This is a genomic window from Chitinophaga sp. 22620 (assembly GCF_052044405.1).
In the GTDB taxonomy this organism is placed as follows: domain Bacteria; phylum Bacteroidota; class Bacteroidia; order Chitinophagales; family Chitinophagaceae; genus Chitinophaga.
The window spans coordinates 152500-165798 of the sequence record NZ_JBQEMV010000005.1; the positions used below are offsets into that span (position 1 = coordinate 152500).

Below are 13299 nucleotides of genomic sequence, written 5' to 3' on the forward strand. Positions count from 1 at the left end.
ATTGCAGGTGTTTTGTTAATTCATTGCCCGGTAGCTGTTGTGGATCAACTGCCGGTTTTTCCAGGCGTCCAGCAAAGCAATGTTCCTTTTCTGAAGCGACCTGAACAGCTCCATGGCGTTGGCGGCCTTTGAAAGATATTCCTTGTCGCTCAGCAGCCCGTGTTTTTTGCTTGCGCGGCCATTCAGGGAAGTTTGCAACGTTTCCGCGCTCTGCATGAACATCCTGATGGCGTCCTGCATTTGTTCGATATTGTCGATGCCGGAGCTGTGGTATTTGTCGGACAGCTTTGCTGCAAGCGGCTGCAGCGTATCGTTATAGTAGGAAGTAAGCAGGCTTTGATATTTGCCGGTGCTTCCCGCAATATCTTTCCCGGGGGCCTCCCGTAATATTTCCATCAGCCGGGCAGCCGTAGGAATGTCCGTATTCCTGAGCTTGTTGGCGATCTTGATGATGTAGTGGCTGGAATCATGTTCTTTGCTATGCCATTCCAGCAGCTTTTTCAGGTCGTCTTTCCCGGCATAACATTTATAGATCAGCGTGTCGTGCTGTTCCAGGGACTTGAAAGGAAAGAATGTAAACCCTTCGCAGAATCTCTTTTGCAGTTCGGTGTCGGTAAATGTAGGCATATTCGCTGTTGTTTACGATGATCAGGTTTCCTGACGGTATAGGTTTCACAGGTAGTAATGTATCCAAAGATAAATTACCATCCGTCCGCACCGGTAACCCTTAAGTAGTAGAACAGCCGTAAACAACCATAAGATGCGTTGTATCTTAGTGTTATGTCAGTCCCACCAGGTGCCGTCCAGCCCCAGCACAGTACCCAGCCACAGCCCGATGATATAGATGATCACGCCAAGAACGACGCCCAATACAGCTCTCCAGCCGCCATGGTGGCGCAGGTGATCCAGGAAGTAGAAGCATGCGCCGCCTGCTGCGCCGGCGAGGGGTACGATGATCAGCGGGCGCACCATCCAGAACCTGGGCCAGGAAGGATCGCCTTCCCCGGCGCCGATGAGGAAAATGGTGATGAGAACAAGCGCAATGGCGGCTCCCAGCAGCATGCGTTTGGTAAGGGAGACGGGGTGGAGGGGACGGGTCGGTGTGTGTTCGTTTGTCATAATGTTTTTGGTTTTTATGTAGCGTGTTAGTTCTCTTTGGTGAAAATCCTTTCCATGCCGGGCCGTTTCATGATCATCTGTTTTTTTGCTGCGTCGAATTCAAAAGATACCCCGTTGACGCCTTCTATCTTGAATTTATCCTGTGCTGTCGCTTCAAGCGGTGCCGGAGATTCCCCGGGCGGCTGAATATAAAGTGTTGTACCATTCCTGGTGAACGTAAATTTGACGGGAGCGCCGGTGGTTGAATAAACGCCGGTATATTGGTCCAGCGTTGCTGTGCTGACGGCGATCGGCTCGAAGCTGGGGATCTCGAACGGTTTGTTGTAGTAAATGTCCGTGATGTTTTTCATAATATCTCCCACCGGGTAAACCTTTGCATTCGAAGCGTAAGCGACCGCCAGCCTTTCTTCCGGCATATAAGCCAGCCAGGCGCCATAGTTATCGCCTCCGCCGGTGTGCCCGTAGAAGGTTCTGCCGGCGAACAGGAAAGGCTCCATGCCCAGGCCATCGCCGTCCTTTATCGTTTTCATGAGGTCCAGGTGCTCTTTCGAGACCAGCTTCAGGTCAAACAGCGCATGGATGAACCGGGCCATGTCGTTTGGCGTTGAAATGATCGAGCCGGCACCGAAAAGGATACTGGGATGTGTTTCAGGCTGCTGTTTCCAGCCGCCGGTATACCTGTAAGTAAGGCTTTCATTTTTGCTCACATCGATGTTCCCGGTGGCAACGTATGTATCGTGGAGCCCGAGCCTGGAAGTGATCCTGTCGCGGAGGGCTTCCGCATAAGGCTTGCCGCTTAATTTTTCGGCAATAAGGCCTAAAAGGGTGTAGCTCGAATTGCTGTAGGCATGCCTGGTGCCCGGCTCAAAGTCGGACTTGCCCTTGGCGATGATGGCAACCAGTTCATCTGTCGTTATTGGATCTGTTTTCCGGGGGCGCATGTTCGCATCCAGGAGCGCATCATGGATACCGCTGCGGTGTGCGAGGATGTGCGCGATAGTGATTTTGCCGGCGTTGTCGATCTGGGGGAAGAATCGACTGAGGGTATCAGTGAGCTTTAATTTCCCTTCCTCGACCAGCTGAAGGATCATTACCACTGTATACATCTTGGTGACCGAAGCGATCCGGTACCTGCTTTCAGCCGTCAGCGGCTTCTTTCCGCTTTCGCTGATCTGGCCGTAGCCGACGGACCGGGTGTAGATCACGTGGCCATCCCTGGAAATGACGAGCGTGCCCATCGCCTTATTTTTTTCGGCGAGCCGGTCGAAATACCGGTCCAGCTTAGCTTTGTCAAACGTTTGTGCATAGCCTGCGGTGCACATCGCCAGGGTCAATAACAGCGCAGAAAATATTTTCAGGTTCATAGTGTCTGTTTACTCGCATTGATAAATAAAGTACTTTGCAATACAAAGTTAAGTAAAAACACTTTGCATTTCAAAGTGTATTCGAAAAAAATCCGGTATAGGCGCTGTGCAGGGGAATTTTTCAGGAAGATGTTATGGCTGACGGCGCGTTTTGGTCGAGGTGTGCCCGGAATATTTGACTGTTCCCGTTTTTAAAAAAAAGTGTACTTTGAGATTCAATAAAACTGCCAGTTACGCTAAACCTAACTTTGACCGTTGTGTTCCCGGGATTCCGCGGAACATGGGGATTTTACGTTTATCAATCAAAATTATAACAATCGATTGCGAAATAATTCACACCATATAAGTGAAGATCCGCTTGCAGAGCTTCAGCGCATCGTGGATGGTGATGAGCAGGCATTCCGCCGGTTGTTCCAGTATTATAGCCCCCGGCTGAGGCAGTTCGCCTATTCCATTGTAAAAATAAAAGAAGCCGCCGCCGAAATAGTAGATGACGTATTTATCAAGTTGTGGAAACAAAAGGAAAAAGCGTCGTCCATAGCCAATATCCGGGTTTACCTCTACGTGGCGGTAAAGAACAGCTCCCTGAACTATCTTTCTTCCAAAGCCCACCGGCAGATCACCGAACCATTTAATCACTTCGATATAGCGCTGAGCCGCGACCAGGCGCCGGACGAAAGAATGATAAGCGCAGAATTGCAGGAAAAGATCACATCCGCGGTAGAATCCCTGCCACCCAGGTGCAAGATGATCTTTAAGCTGGTGCGTGAAGACGGCCTCCGGTACAAGGATGTGGCCGAGATACTGAACCTCACCGTCAACACGGTAGATGCCCAGATGGTCATTGCCGTAAAACGAATCTCCGAAAAAGTACAGGCCCATTTTACCGCTTTCCCCAAACGGCCGGTCAAAAAATAATTCTGAATGTTTTAAGGTCATCTCTCCATTTCCCTGTCTTTATCATTAACCAAGGTTCAATGCATAAAGAAAGGATCGCGCAGTTAATTGCCAGAAAACTATCCGGGGAAGCATCTCCGGAAGAAATAAAGGAACTGGATACCCTTTTGAAGGAGTACCCGGAGGATGCCTATTTTCATTCTCTCCTGGCAGATTACTGGACTGCTCCCGTTTCCGTTATCGACGAAGACGCGGACTCCGAAGCGCATTTCCGCCATATACTGGATGCGGCGGCCGGCGAAGCGCAGGAGCCTGAGGCCGGGCCCGTATCCGAACCGGTATATAAAAGCCGGCCGCACTATATAAGAACCCTCCTTGCCGTAGCCGCCGTTTTTGCGGGGCTGATCTTTTTCTCCTGGTTGTACGTAAAACAGTTCCGCAGCCAGTCCGGCATAGCCGAAACATCCCGTATCGAGACCATCGCCAAACCCGGCGCCAAGTCCAGGTTATTGCTTCCAGACGGCAGCACCGTATGGCTTAACTCGGGTAGCCGTATCAGCTACCCTGCCAGTTTTACGGATTCCCTCCGGGAAGTGGAACTGGAAGGGGAGGCCTATTTTGACGTGGCTAAAAATGCCGGACGTCCTTTTGTGGTGCATACCCGCGACATTGATGTGAGGGTATTGGGTACCGCTTTTAACGTGAAGTGTTACCCGGAAGACGGCAGAACGGAGGCCACCCTGATCAGGGGATCGGTGCTGGTGTCTAAGACCGGCGGGAGCCGCCAGGAAACTGTATTGCTCCGCCCGCACGAAAAGGTAGTGGTATACAGGGCGCCGGAAAACGTTTCCGCTGTTCCGCATGAGATGATCGTAAAACCCCTTAAAAGGAACGCCGCGGATACCGCTATGGTAGAAACGGCGTGGGTCTACAATAAGCTTGTATTTGACGGGGAGGACTTCCGGGAGATCGCCACCGAAATGGAAAGGTGGTATAATGTAAAAATAGTTATTAATGATTCAACGATAGCCAGGTACAGGTTCCACGCAAAGTTTGAGAACGAAAGTATCACTGAAGTATTGGCGGCCCTGCGGCTGTCGCTGCCTTTTGCATTTAAAATCAACGATAATGAGGTAAACATCTACAAGTAACAGCAAAAAAAATCGGGAAATGCGGAAACATTCCCCGATGAGTCTAATGTTCCAGAAACCTGGGATCGGCAAAATCAACTGGTTTCTTTCTTTTTAAACCGTAAATCCAAAGTTATGAAAAAAAACGTACCCCCTGTTGCGGGGGTTATGACGCCACGTCTGCTTAAATTCCTACTATGTATGAAGCTTTCCATGTTAATTATTTTTTTAACCGCTTCCCAGGTCAATGCAGCGAAAGTATTCGGCCAAACCATAACTGCCAGCTTTGAACAGGCCGAGCTGCGCACGATCCTGAATGTGATCGAGAAAAAGGCTAAAATCAGGTTCCTGTATAATTACGACCTCACCGGGCTGTCCAAAAAAATAGATTTCTCCGTGAAGGATGCAAAGGTTTCCGATGCGTTGAATAAGTTACTGGAGAATTCCGGCCTGCGGTACCGAGACATGGGGAATAACCTGATCGTTATTTCATCGGAAAGAAGCTGGGAAGCGCCGAACCAGGTGGCTGTGAGCGGGGTGGTAACGGACGATAAAAGCCAGCCCCTGCCTGGCGTCAGCATCAACGTAAAAGGAACCTCAATAGGCACCGCTACCGATGTAGACGGGCGTTATACGCTGAATGTCCCGTCTGCCAACGATACCTTAGTGTTCAGTTATATCGGGTTTGCGCCGCAGCAACAGGCGCTGGCGGGCAGAACTACGCTCAATGTGATAATGACCGCGGTTTCCAGCAACCTCAACGATGTGGTGGTGGTAGGATACGGCACGCAAAAGAAACGGGATGTTACCGGCGCCATTTCTTCAGTGCCGATGCAGGAGATCGGCGATATGCCAGTGTCTAACGTAGCTACCGCGCTGCAGGGTAAGATAGCCGGCGTGGTGGTGCAGCAGAATTCCGGAAGCCCCGGCAGAACGCCTGCCATCAAGGTGCGGGGCTTTGGTTCTATCTCGGCGGGAACAAGCCCGTTGATAGTCGTAGACGGCAACATTGTTTCAGCCTCCGTATTCGGATTGCTGGATGCCGAGGAAATTGACAAGATAGATGTGCTGAAAGACGCTTCTTCCGCAGCCATTTATGGTTCCCGCGGCTCCAATGGGGTGATCTTCGTGACAACGAAAAAAGGCCGTCCCGGCAGAACACGGATGAACCTGAATGTGTACGCCGGTTTTCAGCAGGTGACCAAAAAGCTGGATGTGCTAAGCTCACAGGAATATGCGGAGTTTTCCAAAGATGCGGCCAATAACGCCTACCTGGACAATGTGCCCGGCGCACAGATATCAGATCCCAACAGCGCAAGGCCTTCCAATTTCCTGCGCTACCGGTACCCCCGCGGAGATCTTTATGAATGGCTGAACTTCGATGACCCGGCAAAAGTGGCCGCACTTCCGGACCACAATTACCAGGACCTTATTTTCCGTACAGCCCCTATCCAAAACTACCAGTTCTCTGTCGGAGGCGGTACAGACAATGTGCAATATTCCGTGAGCGCAGGCTACCTTACGCAGGATGGCATCATCGAAAAATCAGCTTTGGACCGTTATACCCTGCGGGCCAACGTGGATTTTAAACCTACACCAAAGCTGAGTATCGGGGTTAACATCAACCCATCTTACAAAGTAACACAGGAAGTAAGGTCGGATGGGCACTGGGCAGATAACGGCATTATCAATGCCGCGCTCAATACCATGCCGATGGCCCCTATTTACAGGGCAAACGGCAGCTATTCTTCGATGGCGGAGCTGGCGGCTCCCTACAACCTGCCGGGCATTACCAACCCTGTTGCCAATATCACGGAGTACAACAGGGAGCTTAATGAAACCAACCTGCTGTCTAACGTATACGCGCAATACGCATTCCTTCCGAACCTGAAATACAGGGTTTCCGGTAATGCCAATATTTACCAGAACAGGAGGAATATTTATACTACCTCCAAGATGCCGCTTAACCAGCAATTGCCGCCTACTGCCGCAACAGGGAACACTTTTTCAGAGCAGGGGGTCAGCTGGCTGGTGAACCAGGTGCTGACCTATAATGTATCCTTCAATGATGCGCACAATCTTGAAGTGCTGGTCGGTACGGAATCCAATAAACTTCAATACCAGTCATCCGAAGGCGCCGGCGGCACCTTTGCCAACGACATTGTGCAAACGCTCAATGCCGCCGGGCAGCCAACGCTCGCGACTTCTTTTGAATCAGAGAATGCTACGGTCTCCTATTTTGCCAGGATAGATTATAACTATAAAGGCAAATACCTGTTAAAAGTATCGGTTCGCCGTGATGGTTCTTCTGCGTTCGGACCGGATAACAGGTTCGGCAATTTCCCGGCTGCTTCCGCAGGATGGAGGGTAACGGAAGAACCCTTCATGCAAAAGCTCCCCGTGCTGTCGGAATTGAAGCTGCGCGTGAGCTACGGCCTTTCCGGCAATAATTCGTTCCCCAGCAGTAACTTTTACCCCTACGCGGCAGGCGTAGGCACCAGTAACTATAGCTTTTACAACAACGTGGTTACCGGGCTTGCCTCCAGCTCGCTCGGCAATCCCGGCCTGAGCTGGGAACGCAACCAGCAGCTGGATCTTGGTGTGGATATCGGGCTGTTGAAAAACAGGATATCCCTTACTGTCGACTATTACGACCGTATCACCAAAGACCTGTTGCTTTCTGTAAATGTGCCCACGCTCACCGGGTTTGGCTCCGCCTTCAAGAATATCGGCAGGATGAGCAACAAAGGCTTCGAGTTTGGTGTGAACAGTTATAACCTTACCGGCGCTTTCACCTGGAATACAAGCGCCAACCTGTCTTTCAACAGGAACAAGGTGCTGGCGCTGGGGCCTACCGGCGATCCCCTCCGGAACGGCAGCGGTGTTGGTGAAACAAATATTACGATGATAGGCCATCCTATCGGCAGCTTTTTCGGGTACAAACAACTGGGCATATTCAAAGATGAAGCGGACCTGCATACCAATCCGCATGATAACACTACCCGGCCGGGCGACATAAAATATGAGGATGTGAACAAGGATGGAAAAATTGATGCAAATGACAGGACGATCATTGGTAATAACCAGCCTGATTTCATCTACGGCCTGAACAATACTTTCACTTATAAAAACATCGATCTCAGCATTGCCATACAAGGCACGCAGGGGGGGCAGATACTGAACCTGAGCCGCCGCTTTTTTGATAACCTGGAAGGCGGAGGTAACAACCTGAGCGTCGCGCTGGACCGCTGGCGTTCCCCGGAAAATCCCGGTAATGGCAAAGTGCCGAGAGCCAATGCGCGCACAACCGGTAACAACAATGCCGTTTCTTCCCGCTGGGTGGAAGACGGCTCCTACCTGCGCATCCAGAACGTCAGCCTGGGCTATAAACTGCCGAAGTCTGTTATCAACCGTCTTAAACTGCAACAGGTACGGATATACGCTTCCGCACAGAACCTGTATACCTGGAGCGATTACCTGAATTTCAACCCTGAAGTAAGTAATTACGAAGGGGCGCTTACAGGTGGTGTTGATTACGGCAGCTACCCGCTGGCAAGAACAGTCACTTTTGGCATCAACATCGGTTTCTAATGCTCAGGTTAAACTACAAAATCGACATCTCATGAAATTCAATCATCACTTTATATACAAAGCAGCTCTAGTGACGCTTTTGCTGTCTTCCTGCGGCAAAGGTTTTATAGACCTGAAGCCCATATCCAACATCACTACCGATAATTTCTACCAGACGGAGGAAGATTTCAGGAACGCCGTGAACGGCGCTTATAATTCGCTCAGATCAGGGGGGACTTATGGCGTTGACAGCTACATTTTTGGAGAGATCAGGTCTGATAACTCCATGCCGGTAGCTTCCGGTTCCGTAACGGACCAGGATGAATTTGACCGCTTCTATATCCGTACCACCAACCCGTTCATCAATAGCCGCTGGAGCAACAGCTACTCGGCTATTTCCCGGTGCAACGCCATCCTCGGCCGCATAGACCCTATTGCGATGAGCGATGCGACGAAGGCCCGGTACATCGGGGAAGCCAAGTTCCTGCGCGCGCTCTTCTATTTTAACCTTGTGCGCACATTTGGAGACGTTCCGCTGGTATTAAAGGAGATCATCAACCCGGATGAAGGGTATGAATACGGCAGGAATGCCAAAACGGAAGTGTATGCGCAAATAGAAGCTGACCTTACAGAAGCCGCGGCGGCGCTGCCTGTTTCCTATACCGGCGCAGATGTTGGGCGTGCCACACAGGGCGCGGCAAAAGCCATGCTTGGCCGCGTATTGATGATGCAGAAAAAATTTGCCCCGGCGGCCGTTCAGCTGAAGGCAGTGATCGACCTGAACCAGTATGCGCTGGTGCCTGTATACGCAGATTTCTTCAAGGTCAACAGCAAGAACAACAAAGAAGCCATCTTTGATGTGCAGTACAAATCCGGCGGGATAGGACAGGGCAATCCCTGGCCCAATTCATTTGCACCGCAAAACTCCGGGAATGCCGTTATCCAGTTTGGCGGCGGCGGCAATAATGTGCCTACGGACGACCTGGTGAATGATTACGAACCGGACGATCAGCGGAAAGCGGCAACCATCGCTACTTCCTATGTGAATGCCAATGGTGCTACCATTCCTGGCAACTTTGTTAAAAAGTATTTTGATGTTCCGACCATTAACAATGACAATGGGAACAATATCCCCATTATCCGTTATGCGGATGTGATACTGATGTATGCCGAATGTTTGAACGAAGCAGGATACGTTGCCAATGGAGATGCCTTTAATTACCTGAACGAGGTGCGGAACCGCGCCGGGCTCGGTGATCTCACCGCTGTACAGGTGCCCACCCAGGCGGCATTCCGGCTGGCCATGGAACATGAAAGGAGAGTAGAGTTTGCCTTTGAGAACCTGCGCTGGTACGATCTTGTAAGAACCGACCGCGCCATGACCGTGATCAATGGAAAATCCGCACAGATCAACCTGGTAAATCCTGTTACCCCGCAGAACCAGGTGTTCCCGATCCCGCAGAGCCAGATAGATATTAATAAGTCGAAGATCACCCAGAACGAGGGTTCCAACTAAAAAAGAGAATGCCTGTCAATTCCCGGGAAATACCGGGGTTGGCAGGCATTTCATATAAAGCTTCCGTAATGAAAATAATAGCAGGGGTTACTTTCTGCCTCGTATTCTTATCCGCTGCCTACAGTTCCGCACAAGTAAAACTTCCCATTGATACTTCAAGCCTGAATGGCAGCCACGATCTTCGGTTGCCGGCCTGGGGGCCTTATTCCAAACGTTACGCGGGCATATCCCACATCCCGGATGTTACATCCGGTATGCGGTTCGATTTTTCCGTGCTGCCGGGTTATTACCGCAATAAGCTCCTGGTGCCGAACGTACGGTTTGAATCTCTATATTTTCCCTGGAATGTGAAAAATGACCTCAGCTCCATTACTTACCGGTATGAGCTGGAATGGAAAGACCAGGTGTATGCGGAAGTAACGTATACAGTGATGGACACGTCGTCCGTATTGGTATCCATGCACTGTGTGAACAATACCGCCCTTCCGCAGAACCTTTCCCTCAACCTGGTGGGATCTATTGAGTACCCCGAGAACTACGGGACGCGGAGGTTACAATATGGCGAAGGCACGCAATGGTATAATGCGGTGGACTACCGTTCCATTTCGTTTGCCGTCTCAAAGCCCGCTACAGACCTTGTGTATGACGGATGGATGAGAGGGGAAGTGCGGGACCCGCGGCTTATAAACGGCCGTGGCATTGGAAAGGAATTTGGCCGGCAGCCGGGCGATAAAATTGTGTACGATGTGAAATTGCCGCCGGCCGTCAAAAAGGGCAGGCTTTGTTTTATCTATACAATGAAAGATGGAAAAGAGTCTGCCGTGCAGCTCTCCGGGCTGGTCAACCAAAAGATCATTTTCAAACCGGGCGACACGCTTTCCGTGCTGGATGTTCCGTTTGAAGCCGCAGGCAATACCATCCGGGATCTGACCTTTACTTCGCTTGGAGGAGGAGAGGTGCTGCTGAACGGGTTCATTATCACCACGACCTTGTCCGGCGAGCCTTTTACGATCGTTCCTGCGCCTTTGCATAAAACGCCTGTGACTGAAGAGGATCTTCCGGCCCGCACCCTGCTGCTGAAGTACCAGGATGCGCCGTTGTATTACGGGATCACATGGGATGGGGAACCTTTCAAGATCCGCAGCATTAAAAATGATGAGCTGGATATTTTTTTCCGGGATCAAACACATAACCATGTGGCCAAGGTGCTGAACGGGAATATGAAAGGCGACTACGCGAATGTTTTCATCAGACCGGTGGAACTGGCGCCATTTTCCTCGCAAACGTGTACAGCGCTGCTTACCTGCGGAACACGGGATGGCGTGCTGGCCGCATTGAAAAAAAACGCGCCGTTAAAAACACATTTCGCTTCGCAGCTGGCAGATACCGTACCGGGCGAAAAGGGCATACTGGCGGCCGGGCAAAAATACCTGTTCAGCCATAAGATGCTGAAAAGTACATTGCTTTCAAACGTGGTATATCCTGTTTATACACAGAACCAGTTCATCAGGCATTTTACGCCCGGCAAATGGTGGAACAGCTTATATACCTGGGACCTTGGCTTTATAGCACTGGGCCTTACCACCATCAATCCAACGCTGGCGGCGGAATGTATCAATACCTACGTAACGCCGCCGGGCAGCCAGTCTGCCTTCGTTCACCACGGATCGCCGTTGCCCGTACAGGTTTATGCGTTCCTTGAACTGTGGAATAAAACGCAGTCCAGGGAATTGCTCGGTTATTTTTACCCCAGGCTTAAACAATATTATGAGTTCCTGGCAGGCCGCTACGGGAGCTCTTCCACCAATGTCCTCTCGTCTGGCCTGCTGAAAACCTGGGATTATTTTTACAATTCCGGCGGGTGGGACGATTATCCGCCGCAGGTAGGCGTTCATAGCCAGGGTTTGAGGAAGCAGGTGACGCCGGTGGTCACCACGGCGCATGTTATCCGCGTGGCCAAGATATTGAGAATGGCGGCCCGTGCGCTCAACAGGCCATCCGATCTCAGGGAGTACGACAGGGATATCAGCCGGTTTACCGCCGCCCTGCAAAAAAATTCCTGGGATGAAAAGAGCGGGTATTATTCCTATGTGATGCACGACAGCGCCGGCCGCGCCACGGGCTTTTATAAGGACCCTGCATCCGGCGTCAACTTTAATATGGGCCTTGATGGCGCTTACCCGCTTATTTCCGGGATGTGTACGGCGAGCCAGCAGGAAATCCTGACAGACAGGGTATTTTCCCCCAAACATATGTGGAGCCCTTCAGGAATTACCGTGGTGGACCAGTCCGCTCCTTACTACCGCACAGACGGCTACTGGAACGGGGCCGTATGGATGCCGCACCAGTGGTTTATCTGGAAAAGCATGCTGGACATGGACAGGAGCGACCTTGCCTATAAAGTGGCGTCCACCGGCCTGGACGTTTATAAAAGGGAAACGGATGCTTCTTATTACACATTTGAGCACTTCCTGGCGGCCTCCGGCAGAGGCGCGGGCTGGCACCAGTTCTCGGGCTTGTCCACACCCGTGCTGGCCTGGTTTGCGGCGTATTATAAAACCGGCACCATAACGCCGGGATTTGAGATATGGATCAACGGGCAGTCGTTTAATGATGACTATACTTCTTATGAAGCGGATATTTCTTTTGATGAAGCGACCCTTCCGCATAAGCGCGCCTTGCTGGCGGTCATGGATCCGGCGTTTGACTACCAGGCGCAGTTCAATGGAAAACCGGTTGCGCTTGAGCGGTTAGAGGGTGGAGTGCTTCAGGTCACTTTGCCTGCCACCAACAAAAGGGGAACGCTGACAATTTCACGGGGCAAATCCCTTCAGTAATGGGGGAAATGGTGCCTGCTTCGGAATAGTGATCGCATCAACTACCGGATCTGACCGGCTGAATTATAGCTTTGAAAAGCTATCTTAGCCGGAACTATTTCTGTAAGTGAAAACAACAATTATTAGCTTAGCCTGTAAATTATTCCCCGATGAGCAAAGCACAGTTTTTCCAGCGGATCCGCAGCTACTACCCGATCTCGGCAGATTCCGAGCGGGCCTGGGCAGCACTGCTGAGAGAAAAAATGTACGGGAAGGGCGAGCTGCTGGTAGCGGAAGGCCAGGTGCCGCGGAAATTTGCCTTTATCTGCAAAGGACTGGCCTATCAGTCCTATTTCCCGCCGGAAGGTGAAATGATCATCAAATATTTCTTTCCGGAAAACCGCCTTGCGGCCTCTGTAACCGCCACTATGACCGGTACGCCGAGTATGTTTGCTATTACTGCTATTGAGGACACCATTGTGTTGGAGTATGATTTCAGCGCTTTCCGCAAACTGGTGGACACCTGCCAGGATGTGGCTTTATTTTATATCAATTACCTGGAAAAGCATTGGGTCGTTGAAAAAGAACCGCTGGAGATTGCATTTCGTTCTGACACGGCAGCCACCCGTTACCAGCACTTCCTGAAGACACATGAACACATCCTGCCCCGGCTGAAAAAATACCACATAGCCTCCTACCTTGGAATTACTCCCACCCAATTGAGCCGTGTCATCAGCGGAAAATAATTCCGGTTTCTCGACATTTGTAAATTTTTTTCCGGCGGCAAGTTGCGAATTTAGCTTCATCAAAGCCGGCAGGATGCCATGCAAGAGGCTTTGCACGGCATAAGGGAATTGCAATGCCCGGCCATTGCGAAGACTATAAAA

9 protein-coding genes are annotated in these 13299 nt (G+C 50.9%); 6 read left to right on the plus strand and 3 right to left on the minus strand.

Annotated elements, in window-relative coordinates; translation table 11 throughout:
• Positions 1 to 15: 15 nt before the first annotated feature.
• The 3 genes from ACTJIK_RS23280 to ACTJIK_RS23290 all read right to left on the minus strand — a co-directional run bounded on the left by ACTJIK_RS23280 (position 16) and on the right by ACTJIK_RS23290 (position 2483).
• Positions 16 to 627, minus strand: a complete 612-nt coding sequence (locus ACTJIK_RS23280) for a hypothetical protein (protein ID WP_440649944.1) — start codon at positions 625 to 627, stop codon at positions 16 to 18.
• Positions 628 to 783: 156 nt separating this feature from the next.
• Positions 784 to 1119 carry a hypothetical protein gene (locus tag ACTJIK_RS23285; protein WP_440649945.1) on the minus strand — a complete coding sequence of 112 codons (336 nt, stop codon included), beginning with the start codon at positions 1117 to 1119 and terminating at the stop codon, positions 784 to 786.
• Between the two features lie 26 nt (positions 1120 to 1145).
• Positions 1146 to 2483, minus strand: coding sequence for a serine hydrolase domain-containing protein (locus tag ACTJIK_RS23290; protein ID WP_440649946.1), 1338 nt, complete (start codon positions 2481 to 2483; stop codon positions 1146 to 1148).
• A 321-nt stretch (positions 2484 to 2804) separates the two neighbouring features.
• Here ACTJIK_RS23290 and ACTJIK_RS23295 point away from each other — a divergent pair, with 321 nt between their 5' ends.
• The 6 genes from ACTJIK_RS23295 (at position 2805) to ACTJIK_RS23320 (ending at position 13158) form a co-directional block, all read left to right on the plus strand.
• Positions 2805 to 3401: an RNA polymerase sigma-70 factor gene (locus tag ACTJIK_RS23295; RefSeq protein WP_440649947.1), complete on the plus strand. Its 597-nt coding sequence runs from the start codon at positions 2805 to 2807 to the stop codon at positions 3399 to 3401.
• A 59-nt stretch (positions 3402 to 3460) separates the two neighbouring features.
• Positions 3461 to 4531 (plus strand): FecR family protein, encoded by a 1071-nt coding sequence (locus ACTJIK_RS23300; RefSeq protein ID WP_440649948.1) that lies wholly within the window; start codon positions 3461 to 3463, stop codon positions 4529 to 4531.
• A 180-nt stretch (positions 4532 to 4711) separates the two neighbouring features.
• Positions 4712 to 8101: a TonB-dependent receptor gene (locus ACTJIK_RS23305; RefSeq protein ID WP_440649949.1), complete on the plus strand. Its 3390-nt coding sequence runs from the start codon at positions 4712 to 4714 to the stop codon at positions 8099 to 8101.
• 31 nt (positions 8102 to 8132) lie between these two features.
• A complete protein-coding gene (locus ACTJIK_RS23310) occupies positions 8133 to 9596 on the plus strand; it encodes a RagB/SusD family nutrient uptake outer membrane protein (protein ID WP_440649950.1) in 1464 nt (487 codons plus the stop codon).
• 68 nt (positions 9597 to 9664) lie between these two features.
• Entirely contained in the window at positions 9665 to 12433 is a 2769-nt protein-coding gene (locus tag ACTJIK_RS23315; protein ID WP_440649951.1) for an MGH1-like glycoside hydrolase domain-containing protein, read from the plus strand.
• Positions 12434 to 12582: 149 nt separating this feature from the next.
• Complete coding sequence (locus ACTJIK_RS23320; RefSeq protein ID WP_440649952.1) at positions 12583 to 13158, plus strand: Crp/Fnr family transcriptional regulator; 576 nt, start codon at positions 12583 to 12585, stop codon at positions 13156 to 13158.
• The last annotated feature ends 141 nt before the right edge of the window (positions 13159 to 13299 follow it).

Coding starts and splice junctions, on each gene's coding strand:
- ACTJIK_RS23280 (WP_440649944.1), bottom strand. CDS start 627: ATGCCTACATTTACCGACACCGAACTGCAAAAGAGATTCTGCGAAGGG.
- ACTJIK_RS23285 (WP_440649945.1), bottom strand. CDS start 1,119: ATGACAAACGAACACACACCGACCCGTCCCCTCCACCCCGTCTCCCTT.
- ACTJIK_RS23290 (WP_440649946.1), bottom strand. CDS start 2,483: ATGAACCTGAAAATATTTTCTGCGCTGTTATTGACCCTGGCGATGTGC.
- ACTJIK_RS23300 (WP_440649948.1), top strand. CDS start 3,461: ATGCATAAAGAAAGGATCGCGCAGTTAATTGCCAGAAAACTATCCGGG.
- ACTJIK_RS23305 (WP_440649949.1), top strand. CDS start 4,712: ATGAAGCTTTCCATGTTAATTATTTTTTTAACCGCTTCCCAGGTCAAT.
- ACTJIK_RS23310 (WP_440649950.1), top strand. CDS start 8,133: ATGAAATTCAATCATCACTTTATATACAAAGCAGCTCTAGTGACGCTT.
- ACTJIK_RS23315 (WP_440649951.1), top strand. CDS start 9,665: ATGAAAATAATAGCAGGGGTTACTTTCTGCCTCGTATTCTTATCCGCT.
- ACTJIK_RS23320 (WP_440649952.1), top strand. CDS start 12,583: ATGAGCAAAGCACAGTTTTTCCAGCGGATCCGCAGCTACTACCCGATC.